The 23,947-nt window shown below is 61.0% G+C and carries 22 protein-coding genes; 21 read left to right on the top strand and 1 reads right to left on the bottom strand.

The window, feature by feature from the left end; all coding sequences use genetic code 11:
• The first annotated feature begins 27 nt into the window (after window positions 1–27).
• Window positions 28–222 carry a YnbE family lipoprotein gene (locus QZ634_RS11130; protein WP_291988353.1) on the top strand — a complete coding sequence of 65 codons (195 nt, stop codon included), beginning with the start codon at window positions 28–30 and terminating at the stop codon, window positions 220–222.
• A 29-nt stretch (window positions 223–251) separates the two neighbouring features.
• The gene (locus QZ634_RS11125; protein ID WP_291988351.1) at window positions 252–581 is read left to right on the top strand and encodes a YdbL family protein; all 330 of its coding nucleotides are present in this window, start codon (window positions 252–254) and stop codon (window positions 579–581) included.
• A 78-nt stretch (window positions 582–659) separates the two neighbouring features.
• Here the strand turns inward: QZ634_RS11125 and QZ634_RS11120 are convergent, their stop codons facing one another.
• Window positions 660–1,295: a TRIC cation channel family protein gene (locus tag QZ634_RS11120; RefSeq protein ID WP_291863015.1), complete on the bottom strand. Its 636-nt coding sequence runs from the start codon at window positions 1,293–1,295 to the stop codon at window positions 660–662.
• A gap of 321 nt (window positions 1,296–1,616) precedes the next feature.
• Between QZ634_RS11120 and QZ634_RS11115 the strand changes: the two genes are divergently transcribed.
• The 19 genes from QZ634_RS11115 (at window position 1,617) to QZ634_RS11025 (ending at window position 23,917) form a co-directional block, all read left to right on the top strand.
• A complete protein-coding gene (locus QZ634_RS11115; protein WP_291988350.1) occupies window positions 1,617–5,129 on the top strand; it encodes an AsmA family protein in 3,513 nt (1,170 codons plus the stop codon).
• 109 nt (window positions 5,130–5,238) lie between these two features.
• Window positions 5,239–6,015 (top strand): DUF3750 domain-containing protein, encoded by a 777-nt coding sequence (locus tag QZ634_RS11110; RefSeq protein WP_291988349.1) that lies wholly within the window; start codon window positions 5,239–5,241, stop codon window positions 6,013–6,015.
• A 94-nt stretch (window positions 6,016–6,109) separates the two neighbouring features.
• The gene (locus tag QZ634_RS11105; RefSeq protein ID WP_291988346.1) at window positions 6,110–6,673 is read left to right on the top strand and encodes a sugar transferase; all 564 of its coding nucleotides are present in this window, start codon (window positions 6,110–6,112) and stop codon (window positions 6,671–6,673) included.
• 568 nt (window positions 6,674–7,241) lie between these two features.
• On the top strand, window positions 7,242–8,276 hold the full coding sequence (locus tag QZ634_RS11100; protein ID WP_291988345.1) for an N-acetylneuraminate synthase family protein: 1,035 nt from the start codon (window positions 7,242–7,244) through the stop codon (window positions 8,274–8,276).
• Window positions 8,277–8,296: 20 nt separating this feature from the next.
• Window positions 8,297–8,821 (top strand): HAD hydrolase family protein, encoded by a 525-nt coding sequence (locus QZ634_RS11095; RefSeq protein ID WP_291988343.1) that lies wholly within the window; start codon window positions 8,297–8,299, stop codon window positions 8,819–8,821.
• Window positions 8,811–9,623: an SDR family oxidoreductase gene (locus tag QZ634_RS11090; RefSeq protein WP_291902126.1), complete on the top strand. Its 813-nt coding sequence runs from the start codon at window positions 8,811–8,813 to the stop codon at window positions 9,621–9,623. Before QZ634_RS11095 ends, QZ634_RS11090 begins: the two co-directional genes overlap by 11 nt.
• A 6-nt stretch (window positions 9,624–9,629) precedes the next feature.
• Window positions 9,630–11,096: an aldehyde dehydrogenase family protein gene (locus QZ634_RS11085; protein ID WP_291988341.1), complete on the top strand. Its 1,467-nt coding sequence runs from the start codon at window positions 9,630–9,632 to the stop codon at window positions 11,094–11,096.
• 5 nt (window positions 11,097–11,101) lie between these two features.
• A complete protein-coding gene (locus tag QZ634_RS11080) occupies window positions 11,102–11,857 on the top strand; it encodes an acylneuraminate cytidylyltransferase family protein (RefSeq protein ID WP_291988340.1) in 756 nt (251 codons plus the stop codon).
• Window positions 11,858–11,872: 15 nt separating this feature from the next.
• Window positions 11,873–13,819 (top strand): transketolase C-terminal domain-containing protein, encoded by a 1,947-nt coding sequence (locus tag QZ634_RS11075; protein WP_291988338.1) that lies wholly within the window; start codon window positions 11,873–11,875, stop codon window positions 13,817–13,819.
• Entirely contained in the window at window positions 13,816–14,898 is a 1,083-nt protein-coding gene (gmd, locus tag QZ634_RS11070; RefSeq protein ID WP_291988336.1) for a GDP-mannose 4,6-dehydratase, read from the top strand. The genes QZ634_RS11075 and gmd overlap by 4 nt, the downstream gene beginning before the upstream one ends.
• Before the next feature lie 14 nt (window positions 14,899–14,912).
• A complete protein-coding gene (locus tag QZ634_RS11065; RefSeq protein WP_291902135.1) occupies window positions 14,913–15,899 on the top strand; it encodes a GDP-mannose 4,6-dehydratase in 987 nt (328 codons plus the stop codon).
• Window positions 15,896–16,666: a glucose-1-phosphate cytidylyltransferase gene (gene rfbF, locus QZ634_RS11060; RefSeq protein ID WP_291902137.1), complete on the top strand. Its 771-nt coding sequence runs from the start codon at window positions 15,896–15,898 to the stop codon at window positions 16,664–16,666. Before QZ634_RS11065 ends, rfbF begins: the two co-directional genes overlap by 4 nt.
• Entirely contained in the window at window positions 16,666–17,766 is a 1,101-nt protein-coding gene (gene rfbG / locus QZ634_RS11055; RefSeq protein WP_291988334.1) for a CDP-glucose 4,6-dehydratase, read from the top strand. The genes rfbF and rfbG overlap by 1 nt, the downstream gene beginning before the upstream one ends.
• On the top strand, window positions 17,763–18,323 hold the full coding sequence (rfbC, locus tag QZ634_RS11050) for a dTDP-4-dehydrorhamnose 3,5-epimerase (protein ID WP_291902139.1): 561 nt from the start codon (window positions 17,763–17,765) through the stop codon (window positions 18,321–18,323). The genes rfbG and rfbC overlap by 4 nt, the downstream gene beginning before the upstream one ends.
• Complete coding sequence (locus tag QZ634_RS11045; protein WP_291988331.1) at window positions 18,320–19,543, top strand: class I SAM-dependent methyltransferase; 1,224 nt, start codon at window positions 18,320–18,322, stop codon at window positions 19,541–19,543. The genes rfbC and QZ634_RS11045 overlap by 4 nt, the downstream gene beginning before the upstream one ends.
• Window positions 19,540–20,661: a DegT/DnrJ/EryC1/StrS family aminotransferase gene (locus tag QZ634_RS11040; RefSeq protein WP_291988329.1), complete on the top strand. Its 1,122-nt coding sequence runs from the start codon at window positions 19,540–19,542 to the stop codon at window positions 20,659–20,661. The genes QZ634_RS11045 and QZ634_RS11040 overlap by 4 nt, the downstream gene beginning before the upstream one ends.
• Window positions 20,654–21,325: a NeuD/PglB/VioB family sugar acetyltransferase gene (locus tag QZ634_RS11035; RefSeq protein ID WP_291902145.1), complete on the top strand. Its 672-nt coding sequence runs from the start codon at window positions 20,654–20,656 to the stop codon at window positions 21,323–21,325. The genes QZ634_RS11040 and QZ634_RS11035 overlap by 8 nt, the downstream gene beginning before the upstream one ends.
• A gap of 141 nt (window positions 21,326–21,466) precedes the next feature.
• A complete protein-coding gene (locus tag QZ634_RS11030; protein WP_291988720.1) occupies window positions 21,467–22,126 on the top strand; it encodes a cephalosporin hydroxylase family protein in 660 nt (219 codons plus the stop codon).
• Window positions 22,127–22,246: 120 nt separating this feature from the next.
• A complete protein-coding gene (locus QZ634_RS11025; protein WP_291988327.1) occupies window positions 22,247–23,917 on the top strand; it encodes a capsular biosynthesis protein in 1,671 nt (556 codons plus the stop codon).
• Window positions 23,918–23,947 lie beyond the last annotated feature (30 nt).

Below are 23,947 nucleotides of genomic sequence, written 5' to 3'. Positions count from 1 at the left end.
CCGCATTCATTGTTGCGGAGCTCTCCCATGTTCAGGCCCCCTCGCTTGCTTGCCATTGCCGCTCTGGCCTTTCTGCTCGCCGCGTGTTCACCGACCGTTCGCGTCGAGGCACCGGAGAAGCCCATAGAAATCAACATGACCGTGAATATCAAGCACGAGATTCTGGTCAAGGTCGAGAAGGATGTTCAGCAATTGTTTGACCAGAACAAAGGCCTGTTTTGAACGACGCCCAAGTTGACCAAGGAAACGCCATGAAGACATTGATCAAAGCATGTTTGCTCAGCCTGTTGCTGATGACGCACGCTGCCTTCGCCGCCGATCTCTCGACGGCAAAGCAGCAGGGCTGGGTCGGCGAGCAGAACAACGGTTATCTCGGCCTGGTCCGCAGTGACGCCCCGGCCGACGTCAAGGCGCTGCTGGCCGACGTGAATGCGCAGCGAAAAGCCGAGTTCACGCAGATTGCCAGAAAGAACGGCATCGCCGAGGCAGAAGCGGCGCGCATCTTTGCGCGCGAGGCCGAGACGCGGACGGTGCCGGGCAACTACATCCAGAACCCGGCCGGCGGCTGGGTGAAGAAGTAGCTTGCTCGCCGCGCTCGCCCGTCATCACGGCGACGAGCGTGGCGACCTGGCAGTGGCGACGCCTTGCCGGATCGCGGATCAGCCCTCTTTCGGCTTGCTGGCCAGGCGATCGGGTACGGTCAGGTTCCAGTGGATGGCCGCTGCGCGCAGCACGAAGATGAGCACGATGGCCGCCGCGGCGCCGAGCGATCGATACGCGGGGGCGAACTCCAGTAGCGCCACGTAGAGGGCGCAGCCGAAGCTGATCGGTATGGCGTAGATCTCGCGGCGCATGAGGAGCGTTTGTCGCCCGGCCAGTACGTCGCGAATCAGGCCGCCACCGATCGCCGTAATGATTCCCAGGATGACCGGGGCCAGCGGTCGGCCGAAGTCCAGCGCCCAGACCTTGTCGGTCGCCGCGATGGCAAACAGGGAGGCGCCCAGGCCATCGATGTAGAGCATCAGGCTATAGATCTCCTTGCGCGTGAAGAGAGAGTTGGCAGCGAAGGCGGCGAGACTTGCGGCGAGCGCGACCCAGAGGTAGGCCAGGTCGGCGGCCCAGAAAACCGGCACGTCGAGGATGATGTCCCGGATCGTTCCACCGCCGATGGCGGTGATGATTCCCAGGACGGTCGCGCCGAAGAAATCGACGCCACGCGGGGCGACGGCAAGCACCGCAGTGACCGCAAAGGCGGCCGTGCCTGCCATTCCTACCCAGTAAGTGAGCGTATTCAATACCGATGTGCCTCCCGAAGCGGGTGAGTGTTTGGCCGCCAGCGGCACTCGTGCTCGCTCCGTGCCAACGGTCGCTGCTTGCCGGGCGGCCTGTTTTGCAGTGTCTGGCGATTACGATCCGCTGTTCGACAGCGACATTATCGGTGTTTGCGGGCTTCGCGAACGCCTCGCTGCGCGGCGAGGCTGCCAGCCTTGCGGCGGATCTCTCGTACAATCGAGATCGCGTCCGGTGGCGTCAACGTCGCCATCGAAGCGGCGAGCGCCGCATCACTCAGCAGCGGCTGCGCCCAACAATCGATGAGGTCTGCAGGATTGCCGACAATGGACACAATAGCCAAGCCACACAGCAGGCGCCGCTGGGCAGCCTATGTCGCGCTGGCATTTGCGTTGCTGATCGTCGCCGGGGTAAGCGTCGCGACCTGGCTACTGCTCGACGATAAGCGCCTGCGTGTGGCGCTCGAAGACGGCGTCAGCGCCCTGAGTGATCGCCCCTTCCACATCGACGGCGATTTCGCGATCAGTCTCGGCCGCATCACCACCGTCCGTGGCTCTGGCATTCGCTGGCTGAATCCGGCTTGGAGCACGCAAGCAAACATGCTGTCGGCCAAGAGTCTGTCGCTTTCCATCGACCTCTGGAGCCTGGTTCGTGGCCCGATCGTCATCAGCGATGCCCAGGCGGACGACGCCACACTGTTCTTCGAGTGGAGCAAGGAAGGGCAGTTCAACTGGACGATGGGAAACGAGGCCGAAAAGAAGCCCGGCGAGCGATCAGGTCCGCTGCGCCTGGTTCTCGGTCAAAGCGAGCTGCGCAATGTCCAGATTCGTGTCAGCCACCCCGGCCTGACTGACGAGCTGGTCATCGACCTGGTGCGCGCGAGTCAGCAACAGGACGCGGAAAACATGCTGCTGATCAGCACTGACGGGATGATCGGCGAGCGCCCGATCAAGGCACAGGGGCGCGTCGGTCCTTTCCATGAGCTGATCGCCGGCGGCGCCATCGATTACAACTTCGACTTGCACGCGCCCAATGCCAACCTCAAGGCAAGTGGTGGCCACTTCGACCGCCTGTCGGATGCGCGAGCGCCGCGTCTGGATGTCGAACTGCTCGCCGCCGACGCTGCAGATATCCTGGACACCCTGAAGCTTCCCGAACTGACCGCCGGCAAGGTCCAGCTGCAGGCCCGCATCGCGCCCAGCGACGATCGTCTCGCGGGCACGCTGCAGGGCAACTTCGGCGACTTCAAGGTGGACGGCAAGCTGACGACGAAGAATCTCTCTTCGCTTGACGAGCTCTCCCTGCTGTTGCACGCCGAAGGCCCTGGTGTGGCCGCGATCGGCAGGCTGCTGGGGGTTGACCATCTGCCCGACGAACCGTTCTCCGTGCAGGTCGATGCCGGCCGCAGCGGGCGAGAGCTGCAAGTCAGGCAGCTGTCGTACGCCAGCGACGCTCTGCGCCTCAAGGGATCAGGCGTGGCGCCCCGCTGGCCGGAACTCGGCGGGCTCGACTTCGACATTGACGCCAGGGTGGCCGACCTGCATCGCTTCGCCAGGCTCCTATCGTTGCCGTCGCTGCCGGCCCTGCCGCTGAGCATCAAGGGCAGCGTCAAGGGCAGGAATACTGGCCGCGGCGATGAATTGCACGGAGACTTCGCTCTCGGCAATATTGCCGGCGAGGTATCCGGCAAGCTGAGCGAGAAGAAGGACCTGGCGGGTTCCACGTTCAGCTATCGTGCCAGCACCGCGGACCTGCGCGAACTGGCGCGCGCGCACGGGTTTGGCCTGGCGGCGGAAGGCCCGGTTTCAGCGCGTATGGACGGGGAGTTCGCGCTGCTATCCGAACGGCTGCGGGTGACCCGCCTGGCGGTCGAGGTCGCCGACAATCAGTTGTCCGCGAGCGGGGATATCGATTTCAGGGCCGCCGACACGCTCTTCGAATTCGAGCCACAACTACGCGGCGCAGACCTCCGTGGCCTGGCGCGCCTGTTCCTGGTCCAGGAGCAGGCTGCCAATTTCCCTGCGCAAGCGTATGCGCTGGGAGGCAAGCTCAAGCTGCAAGGCTCCCGGCTGCAGTTCACCAGCAAGGATGCGCGAGCGGGGAGCAGCGTTTTCGACTTCGACGGTGCGCTCGGGTTTTCCGGCAAGGTGCCCACCGTGGACGCCAGGATCACGGCCAGGGGAACGAATCTTGCCGAGTTGCTCAAGCCGCCGCTTCTCGCGGGCGTCCCGGCGGCGGCTTTTTCGCTGAGCACCCGCTTGCGCATGTCCGATCAGGGAATGGCGCTGAATGAGCTGCAGTTTTCGCTGGCCGACAGCCGCTTGAGCGGGCGGCTGTCGACGGGCTGGCCTGGCGCGCCCGAACGGATCGGCTTCGATGTGACCGCCGCGGGCAGCAATCTGCGCGCCTCCCTGCCGGAAATCCCTGGCTACCGTGCGCCGCCGGTCGCGTTTCGCGTCGAAGCCAAGGGCACGGCCGACCCGGCGAACGTCGATATTGAACGACTCGACGGCCAATTTGCGGACAGTCGCATCGCCCTCGCCGGCAAGCTGGTCTTCAAGCCGGCCTTCTCGGCCGATGCCGTCCGCTTGTCGGTAAAGGGCCCGAAGTTGTCGCAACTGGGCAGCCTGACGGCGTGGCCGCTGGTCGATCTGCCGTTCGCGGTCAGCGGCACCCTGACCGGCAGCAAGGACGGCGTGCGCATGGACGATTTTCAGGCCACGCTCGGCGATAGTGACCTCAAGGGAAGCATGCGCATCAGTACGACGGGCCGGTCACGCGTCGACGTCGACGTGCGCTCGGACTATCTCGACCTGCAGCTCCTGCTGGATCCTTCGGATGCGTCGACGAAGGCGGCCAGCGAGGTCGATGCGGCGAGTGCGGCCAAAGAACTGGCGGAGCAGGACGACAGGAGCGGCAAGCTGTTCTCGGACAAAGCGCTGCCTCTGGACGTGCTGCGTACCTTTGACGGAAAGCTGCTGGCGTCGCTGGCCAGGGTGGAAGGCAGGCACCAGCAGCTGAGCGACGTCAAGGCCGACGCCCGTCTGCAAGACGGCGTGCTGGTGGTGAAACAACTGCAGGGCCAGGGGCGACAGGGCAAGGTGGCGGCAAACTTTACGCTCGATGTCCGCGGCAAGCAGCCAGCCGTCAAGGGACAGCTCAAGGCGACCGACGTGATCTTTTTTGTCCGCGGGATGGCCAGGGACGACGAAGCCAAGCTTCCGCATCACACCCTCGAGAGTCATTTTTCTGCCAGCGGAAACAGCTTCAGCACCCTGGCAGCCGGGCTCGACGGCTATTTCTGGCTGCGCAGTTCGCCGGGTCAGTTTCGCTCGCTGGATCTGGACGTGCTGTTCGGCGATTTTGCCTTCCAGTTGTTCAGTGCGCTCAATCCCTTTGCCAGGAAGAAGCCGTACTCGACCCTGAAATGCGGCGGGGTTTACCTCCAGGCCAGCAAGGGACGCGTCGAGACCGCGCCGGCAGTGGTTCTCCAGACCGGCGAGCTTTCAGTGATCTCAAAAGGGACTATCGACCTGCGCTCGGAGAAAATAGCCTTCTTCTTCAAGGTCGTCCCGCTGCAAGGAGTCGGCCTGAGCGCCGGGCACCTGATCAACCCCTTCATCAAGCTGGGCGGCACCTTGCACGATCCGGCACTGAACCTGGACGTTGAAAACGCCGCGATAGAAGGAGGCGTCGCCGTCGCCACGCTGGGCGTGTCGATTCTCGCGGGCAGTCTCTGGGATCGCTGGATCGGCTCTTCAGGCGCCTGTGAGCGAGTCGCCGACGAGGCGCGCAAGCTGCGCCGTTCTCGAAACCCGAACCAGGAGCCGGGGTTCTGACCGACCACAAGGGTGTGGGGTGCATTGTTCGCGTCGGTGGGCCGCCAGAACGAAAGTCGCCCGACAGGTACCAATGAACTTTGCGCTGATCGCAAGGAGGTGTGTGCACATGAAAGTTTCCAGGTCTTGGCCATTGCGCGTGCTGCTGGCTGTGCTCTTGCTGTTCGTCGTCCCGGTGGGCGTGGCTCTCAGCCGGCATTTGAGCGACGACAGCCGACCGGGCGACTGGCGCAACGCGCGCCACGACAGCAGCGGACAGGCGCCCGATCCGCGGCACACTCCGGAAGCGCTGATCCAGGTCTATGCCGCGCGCGCCTTCGGCTGGCGCGGCATCTTCGGGGTGCACACCTGGATCGCCACCAAGGACAGCGACGCCGATCGTTACACGCGGCTGGAAGTGGTCGGCTGGGGCGTAAGCCGCGGAATCGATGCAGTGCGCATACATTACGGAGAAGCGGACGGCTACTGGTACGGCAGCGAGCCGACACTGATTCGCCAGCTTCGTGGCGGCGCCGAGGTCGACGCGCTGATCAGGCGCCTGCACGAAGCGGCACGGGCTTATCCGCACAGTCACGAATACCGGCTGTGGCCGGGTCCGAACAGCAATACCTTTACCGCTTACCTGGGGCGGGCGGTGCCCGAGCTCCACCTTGACCTGCCGCCGACCGCCATCGGCAAGGATTATCTGCCGCAGGGCGGTGTCTTTGCCAGCGCACCGAGCGGCGGCGGCGTGCAGTTTTCCCTGGCCGGTCTGCTCGGCGCGACGATCGCCGCCGAAGAGGGGATTGAGCTGAATCTGCTTGGCCTGTCGCTGGGTATCGACCTCTCGCCGCCGGCAATCAAGCTGCCCGGGGTGGGCCGCGTGGGGATGTCGGACGTTGATTGACGGCGCGCCGAGCGACCGGGATCGGCCCGGCAACGGCGTCGGTCATGGCCGCTGCCGGCCAGACAAATGTTCACGAAAGCGGATCAACTGACGGATGGCCAAGCGCTCCTTCGACGTGTTGCTGAGTATCCTTGCTGCGCTGGTCCTGGCGCTTCCGGTCGTCGTCATCGCCCTGCTCGTTCGCCTGACTTCGCCTGGCCCTGCGCTGTATTGGTCTGACCGGGTGGGCAAGGGAAACCGCGTATTCCGGATGCCCAAGTTCCGCAGCATGCGGCTGGGAACGCCCGCAGTGGCGACGCACCTGCTGCAAAATCCCGGCGCCTACCTGACCCCGATCGGTTCGTTCCTGCGCCGGAGCAGTCTCGATGAGCTGCCTCAGCTCTGGAACATCCTGAAAGGCGAGATGAGCTTCGTCGGTCCGCGTCCGGCGTTGTTCAATCAGGACGACCTGATTGCCTTGCGCACGAAGTGCTGCGTTCACGAACTACTGCCCGGCTTGACCGGCTGGGCGCAGGTCAATGGGCGGGATGAACTGCCGATTCCGGAAAAGGTGAGGCTCGATGCCGAATATCTTCGTCGCCAGTCGCTAGTGTTTGATCTGTATATCTTGTGGCTGACCGCGGTGAAGGTTGTGCGGCGTGATGGGGTGGCGCACTGATGGGTGGCTGACCGAATATTCTACGCCACTAGCAAGTCGATCGGGCTCGTCAATACAGACGTCGTCAACCTGGCAGCCTCGGTTAACACGCTCTTGCAATCGAAACGCCTTCCAATTAGAATCCAGCGCCTCGCGAAAATTGGCACCGCGATTTGACGAACTGTTTGAAACTGCTAGCCTTTTACAGCACCAGTTGCTAAAACCGATTGTTTTCAGTGGGTTTCAGCATTTCAGAAAGGGCCGAGCATCCTACGATTTCCCTGCGCGTTGATGGGCTGTGGATTGGCGAATTGCCCGTCTAGCCAGCCAAGCGCAGCAGTGCGGATCACCGACGGCGGCCGTAACCGTTCGCCGTGAGGCCGAACTCTGGTTGCGGCGCAGGGGGCATCGGCGCTGAAACGGTCGCCGGATGGTGGGCTCATACCCGGCTTGCGATTGACGAAGTGTTCGCCCGGAACCCCCAAAGAGGGTAAACTTGCAAGCTCTGCTGAAAACGCCGTTCGTCTAGGATTGGTGCGGCTTGATCGTGGTCAGGCTGCTGCCCGCCGATTCAATTTGGAGTCTATCGATGTTCAAAGAGCACTTGGAAAGCAACGATGCGTTTGTAATTGCGGAGGTCGGGCAGAACCACCAAGGTGACCTGGGTGTGGCGAGGGACTACATCCGAATTTTTGCGATGGCAGGAGCTGATGCGGTCAAGTTCCAGACCAGAAATAACAAGTACTTGTTTTCCAGCGAGGCCTACGATGCTCCATATCAGAGCGAAAACGCCTTCGCCGATACCTATGGCCTCCATCGGGAAAGTCTGGAGCTAAATCCGGAATGGTTGCCGCAGCTGAAGGAAGACTGTGTCAAGTACGGCGTCAAGTTCATGTCGACTCCCTTCGATGAGCCCAGCCTTGAGCTACTTGAAAAAATCGATATCGATATCCTGAAAGTCGCGTCGTTTGACTTGGGTAATCTTCCGCTCATTCACCGGATCGCGAGAATGGGCAAGCCAGTGGTTATGAGTGTGGGCGGTGGCAAGATCGACCAGATTCGGTCAAGCGTAGGAGTTTTGCTCGATCATCACGATGAGGTCGCGGTTCTGCACTGCGTCTCGGAATATCCCTGCGAGTACAACCGCCTTGGTCTGGACAACATTGCCGTGCTGATAAACGAATTTCCGGAGTGTACGATCGGCTCCTCGGATCATTTCAACGGCACTCTATCCGGACCGGTTGCCTATCTGAAGGGCGCGCGTGTTTTCGAGAAGCACGTCACCCTCAACCGAGCGTGGAAAGGCACCGATCACAGCTTTGCCCTCGAGCCGGAAGGTTTCAGGAAGTTCGTTAGAGACATCGGGCGCGTGCGGCATATGATGCCGCCGAAGTCGACCGAGGAACTCGGAACGGAGCGCGTCTTCAGGAAATTGGGGAAGTTCTTGATCGCCTACACGGATATCAAGGCCGGCCAAGCCATTACGCTTGATTCGCTGTCCGGGCGAATCTTCAATACGCGACACATACCGGTTCGCGAGTCCAACCAGGTGATTGGCCGCGTGGCGAAGCGCGATATCGCAAAAGGCGAGCCGATCGAGTATGCCGATCTGGCTCAGGCCTAGGCCGGATTCTGGCGCGCTCTATGACCATGCTCAGCCACGAACAGCTGGCCACCGTCAAGTTGGTCGTCTTCGATTTTGACGGTGTTTTTACCGACAACACGGTCTACGTCAGTCAGGAGGGTGTCGAGTCCGTGCGCTGTTGGCGAAGTGACGGGCTGGGCTTGGCGCGCTTGCGAGATGTCGGGGTACAGACGCTGATCATCTCGACCGAGACCAACCCGGTCGTCACGGCGCGAGCGAAGAAGCTGGGGTTGGCGTGCAGACAAGGCGTCGTCGACAAGGCGGTGGCCGTTGCCGAGGCGTGCCGAGAGCGGGGCGTTGAGGCGGCTGATGCAATGTTTGTCGGTAACGATATCAATGACATTCCTGCCCTGAGCGTGGTCGGCATGCCCGTCGCCGTGGCCGATGCCTATCCGGAGGTGTTTCCTCACGTGCTGTACCGGACCTCCCGGGCGGGAGGGTTTGGCGCCGTCCGCGAGGTCTGCGATCTGATCTTCGACGTCAAACAAGCCAATTGCCATGGACCGTCAAACAATGTCAGCTGATTCCCTTTTTGACGTCAGCCGCGAGGTTGTGCTCATCACCGGGGTGTCTGGCCAGCTGGGCAACGAATATGCCAAGGCATTCCTACAGCGGGGCGCGCGCGTCGCAGGCCTGGATATACGAGCCTCAGCGGGAAGCGATTCCTTGAGTGCGCAGTATCCTGATCGTTACTTGTTCGTGCCATCCAGCGTCACCGACAAGGCCCTGCTGCAAAAGGCACTGGCGATCATCGTCGGGGCATACGGATCGCCGACCGTGCTGGTCAATAACGCAGCCATTGATTCGCCACCCTCTTCTCCCCCGGAAGAGAATGGTCCCTTCGAAAGCTATCCAGAGGCGTCCTGGGACAGGGTGATCGATGTCAACCTGAAGGGTGTCTATCTCTGTTGCCAGGTTTTCGGCGCGGCGATGGCGAAGGAGGAAAGGGGCTCGATCATTAATGTGGCTTCCATTTATGGCGTGGTCGCTCCCGACCAGAAGCTTTACGACTACCGTCGGCTGCGCGGCGAGGTTTTCTACAAGCCCGTCGCTTATTCGGCGTCAAAGTCCGGCATTCTCAACCTGACGCGTTATCTGGCAGCGTATTGGGGACGAGTTGGCGTGCGGGTGAATTCATTGACGATCGCGGGTGTTTTCAATAATCAGGAAGACGCCTTCCTTGATGCATATTGTGGGCGCATTCCCGTTGGCCGGATGGCGAATGCCGATGAGTACAACGGCGCCGTGGTTTTCCTGGCAAGCAGTGCCTCGCGCTACATGACCGGATCTAATCTGGTTGTCGACGGTGGCTGGACGGCTATCTGATCGATCATGACGAACCATATTCCTGAAATTGGTAACTGGGTTGACGGGCTTGAGACGCGTCCCGAAGGCAATCGCTGGTTGGACAGGTGCAACCCGCATAGTGGCGAGCTGCTTTACCGGGTGGCAGATTCATCGGCTCGGGACGCGCAAGATGCCATCGCTGCGGCAGGGGCAGCCTTTCCTGGCTGGGCTGAGCTGACGCCGGTCAAACGGGGCCAGGTTCTGTTCGAGATCGTCGCCGGTATGAGGCGTCGGGCAGACGAGCTCGCCGAGTGTATCGCTGTCGAAACGGGCAAGCCACCGCAGGACGCCAAAGGGGAGGTCGCGGGCGCCATTCTCCAGGGCGAATATTTTGCGGGGGAGGGCATGCGCCTGCATGGGCGCTCGCTGACCTCTGGAACGCCTGGCAAGTACAGCCATACGGTACGTCAGCCACGCGGCATTGCTGGCTTGATTGTTCCCGCCAACACGCCGATCGCCAACATTGCCTGGAAGACCTTTCCGGCGCTGGTCTGTGGCAACACGGTCGTCCTCAAGGCGGCGGAAGACGCGCCGCGCATTGCCTTGCTCTTCGCTCAGCTGGGCAAGGAGGCTGGCCTGCCGGACGGCGTGTTGAATGTCATCCAGGGCTGCGGTCAGCCGGCGGGAGCGGAACTGGTTACGAACCCACGGGTAGCCGTTATCAGTTTTACCGGGTCTACCGGCGTCGGTCGCTGGATTGCAGAAGTGGCAGGAAAGCGGCTTGCCCGCGTCTCCCTCGAGTTGGGTGGCAAGAATCCCCTGGTGGTCTGTGACGACGCCGACCTCGAACAAGCGGTGCATTGGGCGGCACTTTCGGCATTCAGCAACGCTGGGCAGCGTTGTGCAGCGGGCAGCCGCTTGATCGTCTTCAGCTCGGTCTACGACGCGTTTCGCGAGCGCCTGGTTGCCAAGGCAGGAAGTCTCCGCCTAGGCGTGACTGCCGGCTGCGATCTTGGTCCGGTCATGAATCAAGGCCAGCAGCAGTCTATTCTTGCCGCTATCGCCATGGCCAGGGCCGAGGGCGGGCGCGTCCTCTGCGGTGGCGGCGTTCCTTGCGAAGCCGAACTGGCCAGCGGCTATTACGTCCAGCCAACCGTGGTCGAGGGGCTGGATGTGCGTGCGCAACTGAGCTGCCAGGAAGTGTTTGGTCCCGTGGCCACGCTGTACTCTGTCGAGAGCATGAGCGAGGCGCTGGACCTGGCCAATGCAAGCGAATACGGTCTCACGGCGGCTATCCATACGCGCAGTGTCGATCGCGCGATGTGGTTTGCGCAGCGCGTCAGGGCGGGCGTGGCGAACGTGAATGCCGGTACCTTCGGCAGTGAGCCGCACATGCCCTTTGGTGGCTTTGGCGCTTCGGGCAATGGGACACGTGAGCCGGGCATCGAGGCGCTGGACGTGTACTCGGAACTGAAGAACATTTCCTTTCTGGTGCGCCAGGGCGAAATCTGACTCCAATGAAACTCAAATCCGTCGCTCTTGTTCCTGCCCGTTCCGGCTCCAAACGGGTGCCGGACAAGAACATCCGCAGTCTCGGCGGCCACCCCCTGTTGGCCTATACGATTCAAGCGGCCCTCAGCAGTGGCGTGTTCGATGCCGTTATCTGTGCCACCGACAGCGAGGCCTACGCCGAAGTCGCCCGCCACTACGGGGCGGAAGTGCCGTTTCTGCGGTCGACGGAAATCTCGGGAGACAAGTCGCCTGACATCGAATGGGTCGTCTGGATGTTGCAGAAGCTCAAGGAGTCACACCGGGAGTTCGACGCTTTCAGCATCCTGCGCCCGACCAGTCCGTTTCGCCTGCCCGAGACCATTCGCCGTGCGTGGAGCCTCTTTCTTGAAGATCCGCGAGCCGACTCGCTGCGCGCAATTGAGCGATGCAAACAGCACCCCGGGAAGATGTGGGTCATCCGGGGCAAGCGCATGTTGCCTCTCCTGCCCTATAGCAATGGCGCCACGCCGTGGCACAGCAGTCAGTATGCTGCCCTGCCCGAGATTTACGCCCAGGATGCCAGTCTCGAAATCGCCTGGTCCCGGGTCGCGCTGGAGCAGAACAGCATTGCGGGTGAAGCCATCATTCCTTTCGTCAGTGAAGGGCTGGAAGGCTTTGACATCAATGAGCCGGAAGACTGGTGGATAGCCGAGAGGCTGTTGGCCACACAGGCGGCGATCCTGCCCGCTATCTCGGTTTCTCCATTTAACACGGTCGATTGAACCTGGAGCGCTAAAGTGGGCGATCAAGTTGGACAAGCCGTAGAAGGCACCCTTTACTATCTTCCTTACGCCGAATTCCAGCGTGTTCGCGCGTCGACGCTGCCGCCCGAGAAGCGTGCCGCGATCTTCGCCGACATGTGTCGACTCAACGCGCTGTACATGATTGCACGGGCCGGGTCCGGCCATATCGGCAGTAGCTTTAGCAGCCTGGACATCATCAGCTGGCTGCTGCTGGAAGAACTCGATGAAGACGATATCTTCTTCAGTTCCAAGGGGCACGATGCACCGGGCTATTACGCTGCCCTTATCGGCATGGGCAGGATCGATTTTGATCTGATCCACAAGTTGCGCAGAATCGATGGCTTGCCGGGCCACCCGGACATCGGTACGCCCGGGGTCGTAACCAATACCGGGTCACTCGGCATGGGTGTCTCCAAGGCAAAAGGCATGATTTTCGCGAATCGGCTTGCCAAGCGACCGGGGCGGGCATGGGTCATGACCGGCGACGGCGAGCTTCAGGAGGGCCAATTCTGGGAGTCACTCGTCTCGTCGGTCAATTTTGGGATGAACGAAATCACGGTCATCGTTGACCACAACAAGTTGCAGTCAGACACCTTTGTCAGGAACGTCTCGGACCTTGGCGACCTGGAAGCGAAATTCCGGGCTTTTGGCTGGCGTGTTGAGCGTTGTGATGGCAACGACGTCGGTGCGCTGGCCGTGACCTTGGCCTCGCTGAAAGGCGAGCTACGACCCAAAGTCATCGTCGCCGATACGGTCAAGGGCAAGGGCGTGTCGTTCATGGAGCATACATCGCTGGATTCGGACGTCGCCATGTATCGCTTTCACAGTGGAGCGCCCGACGCCGATTCCTACCGTCTGGCGACACAGGAGATCATTAGCCGGCTACAACAGCGGGTGAAAGATGCCGGTCAGGAAGGCCTCAGCTTCGAGACCATCGAGCGCGAGGGTACGTCGCCGCCACCCGCATCGGCGCAACGCCTGATTACCGCCTATACGGCGGCTCTTCTGGAACAGGCCGAGAAGCACCCGCATCTGGTCGCACTTGATGCCGACCTGATCTTGGATACCGGGCTGATTCCTTTTCGCGAGCGTTTTCCACAGCGTTTCTTCGAGTGCGGAATTGCGGAGCAGGACATGGTTTCCGTCGCCGGCGGCATGGCCCTGAAGGGTCTGTTGCCTGTTGTGCACTCCTTCGCCTGCTTCTTGTCTGCCCGGCCGAACGAGCAGATATACAACAACGCGACCGAACTGACGAAAATCATCTACGTCGGCTCACTGGCCGGCGTCGTCCCGGGTGGGCCTGGGCATTCTCATCAGGCAGTACGGGATATTTCCGTCTTGGCGGCGATACCGGGAATGACCCTGGTTGAGCCTTCCTGTGAAGCCGAAGTCGGACCGCTCCTCGACTGGTGTATCAACGAGGCGCCAGGCAGCTGCTATTTGAGGCTGGTTTCGCTGCCCTGGGATGTTCCTTATCGCCTGCCGCCAGGCGGGCGGTTGGTCGCGGGCCAGGGTGTGACGCTGGTCGCCGGGAGTGACGCGGTCGTCATCACCTACGGCCCGGTGCTGTTGAGCGCAGCCGTCGAGGCTGTCCGGAAGCTTGCTGAAGAAGACGGGCTCAGCGTGAAGGTCATCAACCTGCCATGGTTGAATGAGGTTGATGCCGGCTGGTTAAGGAGCGAGACTCTGGGCTATAAATGGGTATTGAGCGTGGATAACCATTATCTGAAAGGCGGACAGGGCGACGCGATTGCACGGGTTATGGCTGGGTTCGAGGGGCCGGGCTCGCGCCTTTTCAGCCTTGGCGTCGCAGGCGTCCCGCCCAGTGGCACCAATCCCGAGGTTCTCAACCATGTTGGTCTGGACGTGCGGGCACTTGTTCGTTCGATCAGAACGGCGGTGGGTATAAGAAAACACAGCAAAGGTGAGATGGCTCCATGAAAAAGGCTCTGATCAGCGGCATAACCGGCCAGGACGGTTCTTATCTTGCGGAATTCCTGCTCGACAAGGGCTATCAGGTGCACGGCATCAAACGCCGCGCTTCGCTTTTCAATACCGATCGGATTGATCATCTATACCAGGACCCGCACGTCGCCGACGGGCGACTCACACTGCATTACGGGGATCTTACTGACTCCTCGAATCTGATACGGATCATTCAGCAGGTTCAGCCGGACGAGATCTACAACCTGGGCGCGATGAGTCACGTCGGCGTCAGTTTTGAGACGCCAGAGTACACTGCCAATGTCGACGGCATCGGAACCCTGCGTATTCTCGAAGCGATCCGCATCATCGGGCTTGAGAAAACAACCCGTTTCTACCAGGCCAGTTCTTCCGAACTCTACGGCATGGTGCAGGAAATCCCGCAGACGGAGAAGACCCCCTTCTATCCGCGTAGCCCCTATGCCGTTGCCAAGCTCTACGCCTATTGGATGACGGTCAACTATCGCGAAGCCTATGGCCTCTACGCCTGCAACGGCATTCTTTTCAATCACGAGTCGCCATTACGCGGCGAAACATTCGTGACTCGAAAGATCACGCGTGCGCTGGCTCGCATCAAGCTGCGCCTGCAGGACTGCCTCTATCTCGGCAATATGGACTCGTTGCGCGACTGGGGGCACGCCCGAGACTACGTCGAAATGCAGTGGCTGATGCTCCAGCAGGAGCAGCCTGAAGACTTTGTCATCGCCACCGGCGTGCAATACAGCGTTCGTGATTTCGTCGACGCCGCTGCAGCCGAACTGGGAATTCGGATCGCCTGGCAGGGCGAGGGTGACCGCGAAATCGGTACCGACCAGAACGGCAGGGTCGTCGTCAGGGTGGACCCACGCTACTTCCGACCGACGGAAGTCGAGAGTCTTCTGGGTGACCCGACCAAGGCCAGGGAAAAGTTGGGCTGGGTGCCGAAGACCACCTTTCAGCAATTGGTGTCGGAGATGGTTTGCGAGGATCTGAGGAGCGCTGAACGCGACGAACTCATCCGTAGGCACGGCTTTTCGAGCTATGACTACCATGAGTGAGATGCGAGTTGCAAATGGCTAGGAAGGCACTGATCACGGGAGTGTCCGGACAGGATGGGGCATATCTCGCGCGGTTTCTTCTCGGCCAAGGCTATGTGGTAACGGGCACCTCCCGAGACCCTTCGGCTGCTCGCCTGCAGAACCTCGAACGTCTCGGCATCCGCGACCAGGTGACCATGGAGTCCATGGCGCAGAACGACTTCCAGAGCGTCGTCAAGGTCTTGCGCAGGGTTCGGCCAGACGAAGTTTACAACTTGGCTGGGCAGAGTTCGGTGAATCTTTCCTTTGAACAGCCCGTAGAAACCCTGGCGAGCATCAGTACTGGCGTTCTGAATCTCCTGGAGGCCATTCGTTTTCTGGAACATCCCACCCGCCTCTTCAGCGCCGGGTCGAGCGAGTGCTATGGGGATACAGGAAGTCTTGCCGATGAAAGCACGCTGTTTTGCCCGCGCAGCCCTTATGCCGTCGCTAAGGCGACGGCTTTCTGGCTGGTCGCGAATTATCGCGAGGCATACGGGATCGACGCCTGTTCCGGTATCCTGTTCAATCACGAATCACCGATTCGTCCGGAGCGTTTCGTTACCCAGAAGATCATCGCGGCGGCGTGCCGTATCGCCAACGGGAGCGAGGAAAAACTTCATCTTGGCGACATGTCGATCTCTCGCGACTGGGGTTGGGCACCCGAGTATGTCGAGGCCATGTGGTTGATGCTGCAGCAAGACAGGCTTGACGACTACGTGATTGCCACGGGAGAAACACGATCGCTGACCGAATTCGTCGACAGCTCGTTCGCCTGCCTCGGCCTCGACTGGAAGGAGCATGTCCGGACGGCGGCCGCCTTGAGGCGGCCTTCTGACATTCAGATGAGCCGTGCAAATCCAGCAAAAGCCATGAAGAACCTGGGTTGGAGTGCCAAGTCGAGAATGTGTGACGTCGTGCGCATGATGGCTGCCGATTGCATGCAGTGCCTGCAGGCAAATGCGCTTGGAGGTGCACGGTGAAGGCGGTCATTCTTGCCGGTGGCCTGGGAACGCGGATCAGCGAAGAGACCTACCTCAGACCCAAGCCTCTGGTGGAGATCGGCGGCAAGCCCATTCTTTGGCACATCATGAAGACGTACTCGGCGCACGGTGTGAATGACTTCCTGATCTGTTGCGGTTACAAGGGCTACCTCATCAAGGAATACTTTGCCAACTATTTCCTGCATATGTCCGACGTCACTTTCGACATGGCCAACAACCGGATGAAGGTGCACCAGAACAAGGTCGAGCCGTGGAACGTAACCCTTGTCGACACCGGGGAAGAGACCATGACGGGAGGGCGCCTCAAGCGTGTGGCCGACTACATCAAGGATGAAGAAGCCTTCTGTTTCACTTACGGTGATGGCGTTAGTGACGTGGACATTGGAGCATTGATTGCCTTTCACAGAGAGCACGGCAAGCTGGCTACGGTCACTGCCGTGCAGCCTCCAGGTCGATACGGAGCGCTCGAACGGGCAGGCAATCAGGTGACGGGTTTCTCGGAAAAACCGCGCGGCGATGGCGGCGTGATTAATGGCGGATTCTTTGTGCTTTCCCCGAAGTGCACGGAATTCGTCGAGGATGACCAGAGTAGTTGGGAGGGTCTTCCACTGGCCACCCTTGCCGGAATTGGCGAACTGATGGCCTTCGAGCACAATGGTTTCTGGCAACCGATGGACACGTTGCGCGAGAAGAATTACCTCGAAAAGCTTTGGGCTTCCGGCGAGGCGCCGTGGAAAATCTGGTGATGAGCAGTTTCGCGATTCCGACGCGCGACTTCTGGCGCGGTAAACGTGTCCTGGTGACCGGCCATACCGGCTTCAAGGGGGCCTGGCTGACTCTTTGGCTGCACCGTCTCGGTGCGCGCGTCACGGGAATCAGCCTGCCGCCGACGACGCAGCCGAATCTCTTTTCGCTGGCCGGTATCGAGCAACTTGCCGACAGCCATTTTTGCGACATCCGTGCCGCGGAGGCGCTTTCCGAACTGATCGGCAGGGCGAATCCAGAAGTCGTATTTCACCTGGCAGCGCAAGCCCTTGTGCGAGCCAGCTACCGCGACCCGCTGGCGACCTTCGCGACCAATGTGCAGGGCACCGCAAATGTCCTGGATGCCTTGCGGCCGCTGCATACGCTTCGCGTTGTGGTTGCCATCACCACCGACAAGGTCTACCAGAACCTTGAGCACTCCTATCCCTACCGGGAGACAGATGTCCTCGGCGGACACGATCCGTACAGTGCGAGCAAGGCGGCCGCGGAAGTCGTAATCGGGGCGTACCGCGACGCGTATCTCGCCGAGAACGGTGTCGCCGTTGCTGCGGCCCGGGCTGGAAACGTTATCGGCGGGGGTGACTGGGCCGAAGACCGCCTGATTCCAGATGCCATTCGCGCCTGGGACGCGAATCAGCGCCTTCACATCCGTCGTCCCCAGGCCATCCGGCCGTGGCAACATGTCCTCGAGCCGCTCGCCGGCTACGTCAGGCTTGCTGAATCGCTCTGGCAGAAACCATCCTTGGCGGGTGCCTATAATTTCGGCCCGGAAACGCACGCAGCCGCTACGGTGCGTGACGTCGTCACCCTGGCGAAAAGCGCCTATGGCGAGGCGCAAGTTGCCTGGGGCGACGGCACAGAGGGACCGCACGAGGCCGGCTGGCTTGCCCTCGAAATCGCCAAGGCGCGTGCGCTCCTAGGCGTTCATCCGCGCTGGTCGCTGACCGAAGCGGTTCAGCGGACTGTGCGTTGGTACCGCCGGCAGGACGCCGGAGTCGATGCACGCGTCTTGTGCGAAGCAGACCTTTCCGCCTATGGCGAGCTTGATCGGGAGCCCGCTGGGGTGGAGCCGAGGCCGTGAGCAGCCTGCTCATCTTCGCTACGCCGATTGCTGGGCTCAAGGTCGTCGAGCGATCCTCACGCGGCGACCGTCGCGGTTTTCTGGCGCGCCTCTTCTGTGCCGACGAGCTTGCGGATGCGGGGTGGTGCAAGCCAGTGGCGCAGGTAAACCAGACGTTTACGAAAATGGCGGGGACCGTTCGTGGCCTGCACTTCCAGCATCCGCCGCAGGCTGAGATGAAACTGGTGACTTGCCTACAGGGTGCGATATGGGACGTGGCCGTCGATATTCGTGCAGGTTCGCCGACGTTCCTGCAGTGGCACGCTGAAGAACTCTCCGCGTCCAATCGACGGGCGATGCTGATACCCGAGGGTTTGGCGCATGGTTTCCAGACTCTCACCGACGAGTGCGGGCTGATCTACTTGCACACTGCGGCCTATTCGCCCGCTTGCGAAGCGGGTCTGCACCCGCGCGACCCGCTGCTGTCGATTGCCTGGCCACGGCCTATCGCAGAGCTGTCGGCCAGAGACGCCAAACATCCGCTGCTGGACGATCAATTCAACGGAGTGTCATCGTGAAATGCCGGCATTGCTCCGCACCGCTGGAGCACCTCTTCCTTGATCTGGGGTCAATGCCCCCATCGAATGCCTATCTGAGCCGGGAGGATCTCGCAAGACCGGAAAGATCCTATCCTCTGGTGATCAGCGTGTGCGATCGATGCTGGCTGGTTCAGACCGAGGATTACGCCCAGGCTGACGAGCTGTTCAGCCCCGACTACGCGTATTTTTCCAGCACTTCCACGAGTTGGCTGGCCCATGCCGAACGCTACGCCGCAACCATTTCCCGACGCTTGCAGCTTGGTTCCGAGAGCCTGGTCATCGAGCTTGCTTCGAACGACGGTTACCTGCTCAAGAACTTTGTCGCCGCAGGAATTCCCTGCCTGGGTATAGAGCCGACGGCCAGTACTGCGGCCGCGGCTGAGTTGCTTGGCATTCCCGTCATGCGCGAGTTTTTCGGGGAACAACTCGGGCGAGAGCTCGCTGTTGCAGGCAAGTCAGCGGATCTGATTGCCGGCAACAACGTCTACGCCCATGTGCCCGACATCAACGACTTTACCCGCGGCTTGAAAGCGGCACTCAAACCCGGCGGTACGATCACCCTCGAATTCCCGCATCTGATGCGTCTGATCGAACATACCCAATTCGACACCATCTATCACGAGCACTTTTCCTACCTGTCCTTGTACACGGTGGACCGCATTTTCGCGGCTGCCGGCTTGCGCATCTTGGATGTCGAGGAGTTGTCGACACACGGCGGAAGCTTGCGGGTCTATGGCGGCCACCGGGAAGACAAACGAGCTGCCTCGCCGGCGGTCGCCGCTTTGCTGGCAGAAGAGGCGCGTGCCGGCCTGCAGGTGCTCGCGACCTACCAGCACTTCCATGAACGCGCCGAGCGGGTCAAGAATGACCTGTTGGATTTCCTGGTGGCGCAGAAAGCGGAAGGAAAGACCGTTGTCGCCTACGGCGCAGCTGCCAAGGGAAACACTCTGCTCAATTACGCTGGTGTCACCGCCGACTTGCTGCCGTTTGTGTGCGACGCGGCGGCGTCCAAACAAGGCAAATTCATGCCCGGCAGTCATATACCGATCCTGCCTCCGGCCGCGTTATACCAACAGCGCATCGACTACCTGCTCATCCTTCCCTGGAACATTGCCGGCGAGATCAGGCAGCAGAACGCGCGACTGGCGGATCTCGGTACCAGGTTCGTCACCGCGGTACCGTGGCTGGACATCAAATGACTCTCCGCATCCCCTACACCAAGCCCTCCATTACCGAACTGGAGGTCCGCTACGCAACCGACGCGGCTGCCAACGGCTGGGGTGAGCAGTGCTATGACTATCTTTATCGCTTCGAGGCGGCCTTCAAGGCGCACCTGGGGAGCGAGTATGCGATCGCGACTTCCAGTTGTACCGGCGCGCTCCACATGGGGATGGCTGCCTTGGGCATCGGTCCGGGCGACGAAGTCATCATGGCCGATACCAACTGGATTGCAACCGCTTCGCCGATCGTGAAGCTCGGAGCGCGACCCGTATTCGTCGACATTCTTGCCGACTCGTGGTGCCTCGATCCGGCGCTCGTCGAAAGGGCGATCAGCCCCCGAACCAAGGCCATTGTCGCTGTTCATCTATACGGCAACCTGTGCGAGATGAACAAACTTCTCGCGATCGGCGAAAAGCACGGCATCCCCGTCATCGAGGATGCGGCCGAGGCCATCGGCTCGCTCTATCACGGCAGGCGTGCGGGCTCGATAGGCAGGTTCGGCACCTTTTCGTTCCACGGCACGAAGACGCTTACCACCGGCGAAGGCGGGATGTTCGTGACCAATGATCCGGACCTCTACGAGCATGTTCTGACGCTCAGTAATCATGGGCGAGCCCGTGGCCAGACGCGGCAGTTCTGGCCTGATATCGTCGGCTTCAAGTACAAGATGTCAAATATCCAGGCCGCGATTGGCTGTGCGCAGCTTGAACGTATCGATGAGCTGACGTGCCGCAAGCGCGAGATTCTGTCGTACTACCGCGAACGCCTGGCGGAGTTTCCGGGACTGTCGATGAACCCTGAGCCCGCCGGCGTCGTCAATGGGGCCTGGATGCCGACCGTTGTCTTTGCGCCGCCGACAGGCGTCAAGCGCGAGAAACTGCAGGCGGCCTTTGCCGCCGAGCATATCGATGCACGCGTTTTTTTCCATCCCTTGTCGGGTCTGCCGATGTTCGAATCGCAACCGGAAAACACGCTCGCAGCGGATATTCCCGGGCGGGCGATCAACCTGCCGAGCTTTCACGATGTCACGACGACCGAACAGGGGCGGGTGGTGGATGTGATTGCGAGTGTCCTGCCCGGTTGCCGCAATGGATGACGGCGCGCGCTACGTTCTGTGGGGTAGCGGCGGCCATGCCAAAGTGCTGGCCAGTCTGATCTCGCTGCGTGGCGGAACCGTTGCGGCGCTTGTGGACAACGACCGCGAAGCCGTTGCTGTCTTGCCAGGCGTGCCCTTGCACATCGGCAAAGAGGAGCTTCTGCGTTGGTGCGAGGCCGAGGCGAAAGGAGGCCCGCTCTATGGACTCGCCGCGATCGGTGGTGCGCGCGGGGCAGACCGCCTGGCTGTGCAGGCCTGTTTTCGCAGCCTCAAGGTTCGCGTCGAGCCGCTCGTACACCCGCATGCTTCGGTGTGTTCGACGGCTGTGCTGGGCCCTGGCACCCAGGTGCTCGCTGGCGCCGTGGTGGCTGCGGACGTGCGTCTAGGGGAGGCCTGCATCGTCAATCACCAGGCGCTGGCAGATCACGAGTGCGTGTTGGGCGACGGCGTGCATCTGGCGCCTGGCGCCACGCTTTGCGGCTGCGTCAGCTTGGGCAACAACGTGATGATCGGGGCGGGCGCGGTGGTGTCGCCACGCGTGACTATCGGCGCTGGCACCGTTGTTGGCGCCGGTGCAGTGGTCATCCGCGATCTCCCAGCGGGGGTGGTCGTCGCAGGGAATCCCGCAAGGATCATCCGCAGCATGCAACCGGGCCACGTCTGATGCGTGCGACAGCGGGTAACTGTATTTGAAGGTTCGAAGGAGAAACAGATGACCATGTACGACAAGTTCAAACAGGAATGCACTTCAGAAGTTGCCATTCAGGGCGCGGATACCCTGCTCCGTGACGCGTCGCGCGAATGGATGGACCGGGCCAATGCGCGAAAGTATTCGTACCATTTCGAATGGCTTGGCCGTCCGGTCATCCAGTATCCCCAGGACATGATTGCCCTGCAGGAGATCATCTGGGCCGTGCAGCCTGACCTGATTTTCGAGACCGGGATCGCGCATGGCGGCTCGCTGATATTCTCCGCGTCGATGCTGGAGCTGAATGCGGCGTGCGGGGGGCCGCCAAACGCCGAAGTCCTGGGGCTCGACATTGATATCCGCGCGCACAATCGCGAGGAAATCGAGAAGCACCCGATGTTCAAGCGCATCACGATGATCGAGGGGTCATCCATCGACGACCGGGTGGCCGCCAGAGTCCACGAATTCGCCGGCAACATGAAGCGGGTATTGGTCATCCTGGACTCCAACCATACGCATGCGCACGTGATGAGGGAGTTGGAACTCTATTCGTCGCTGGTGAAGGCCGGCAGCTATCTGATCGTCTTCGATACGGTGATCGAAGACATGCCGGAAGATGCCTTCCCTGATCGCCCATGGGGCAAGGGTGACAACCCGAAGACCGCTGTTTGGGAGTTTCTCAGGGCGAACGACCGCTTCGAGATCGACCGCGAAATTCAGGACAAGCTCCTTCTGACCGTGGCACCGGACGGTTTCCTGAAATGCTTGAAAGATTGACCGAGAGAATGGGCTCCCGGCCGATAATCACTTTACCCCAGTCGCAAATGCGAGCCGCCAATGTCTAGTGTTTACCAGCGCCTGAAACAATTCCTGCGTCCGCTCCGCGAAAAGCAGCTGGTGGCGGCCGGCAAGCAGAAAAGCAAGGCCGCTCTCCCCGATTGGTCTGCGATCGTTTCCCGCAACGAGACGCTGTGGGTCGACTGCTTGGCGAAGGCCAAAGATGGACCGCGCGTACTGATGGCTACCGCGATCGGCGGTCACCCCCAGTTCACCGTCCTGGAGAGTTCGCTCAACGTCGCCCTGACTTTGCGTGGGGCCAAGGTCGACACCTTGCTTTGCGACGCAGCGATGCCGGGCTGCCAACGGGCCAAGATCGCTGGCGTCAGTCCGCCGGCACTGGCCGATGGAAAACTGAAGGACGTGTTCTGCGCGGGGTGCATGGCGACCGGCGACACGGTATTCTCCATTCCCGGGCTCGAGATCCTGCGGATGAGCCAGCATATCCAAGACGGCGAACGTGCGCGAGCAGTGGAGATTTCCAACTCGATCGCCGTGGAGGACATCCCCGGGTTTACGCTCGATGGCCTGCCTATCGGGGAGCATGCCCTGGCGGGTGCTTTGCGCTACTACGGCGTCGGCGATCTGTCGCTCGAACCGGAAGGAGAGGCGGTTCTGCGGCGCTACCTCGAGTCGTCCCTGCTGACGGCGTTCTGCATCAACCGCTTGTTGCTCGACGGGCGGTATGATGTGGTGGTCAATAACCACGGGATCTACGTGCCGCACGGGATTGTCAGCGCGGCCTGCCGAAATCGACAGGTGCGCACAGCATCGTGGAACCTCGCCTACCGCAAGCAGTGCGCGATATTCAGTCACTCCGATACCTATCACCACACCTTGATGGATGAACCCACCAGCGATTGGGAGAACATGGCGTGGTCCGCGGAGCGCGAAGCGGAGATCATGAACTATCTGAACAGCCGCCGGCAAGGAAGTCGCGACTGGATCTGGTTCAATCGCGACGCGGATGACGACATGGATCGTTTCGCCGCAAGGGTGGGCTTGGACTGGAGCCGGCCGGTGATCGGCATGCTCACCAACGTGGTGTGGGATGCACAGCTGCACTACCCGGCCAACGCGTTCCCCGGGATGGTTGATTGGGTGATGCGGACCATCGCGTATTTCAAGGGGCGGCCGGATTTGCAGCTGTTGATTCGTGTTCATCCAGGTGAACTGGCGCCTCCCGGCGGTTCGACCGTCTCGCGCCAACCGATCGTCGAGGAGATACGGACGACCTTCCCGGACATGCCCAAGAACGTTTTCATCATTGGACCAGAAAGCACGGTCAGTACCTATGCGGCAATGGACAGGTGTGACAGCGTCATTATCTATGGCACCAAGACGGGCGTCGAACTCAGCAGCGTCGGCATCCCGGTAATCGTCGGCGGCGAGGCATGGATCCGCAACAAGGGGATGACCCTGGATGCATCGACAGCCGACGACTATTTCCATCACCTCGATACGCTACCCTTGGGCAAGCGCATGCCGCCAGCGTCGATCGATCGGGCGCGCAGGTACGCCTACCATTTCTTCTTCCGGCGCATGTTGCCGTTGCCGTTCCTCCAACCGGCACCGCAGGCATGGCCGCCCTTCGAAGTGGGAATAGAGAATCTGGAGGAGTTGCTTCCAGACGTCTATAAGGGCTTGGATGTCATCTGTGATGGCATTCTCCATGGTTCGCCATTCATCTATCCAGCAGAGGAATTAGGACTTCATGACAAGCAAAAATAGGGCGCTGTCGCGCGTCACTCGGGGCCTGAA

The organism is Candidatus Accumulibacter sp. ACC007, assembly GCF_907163205.1.
GTDB classification, from domain to species: Bacteria; Pseudomonadota; Gammaproteobacteria; order Burkholderiales; family Rhodocyclaceae; genus Accumulibacter; species Accumulibacter regalis.
This window is presented reverse-complemented; position numbering and strand designations above follow the sequence as displayed.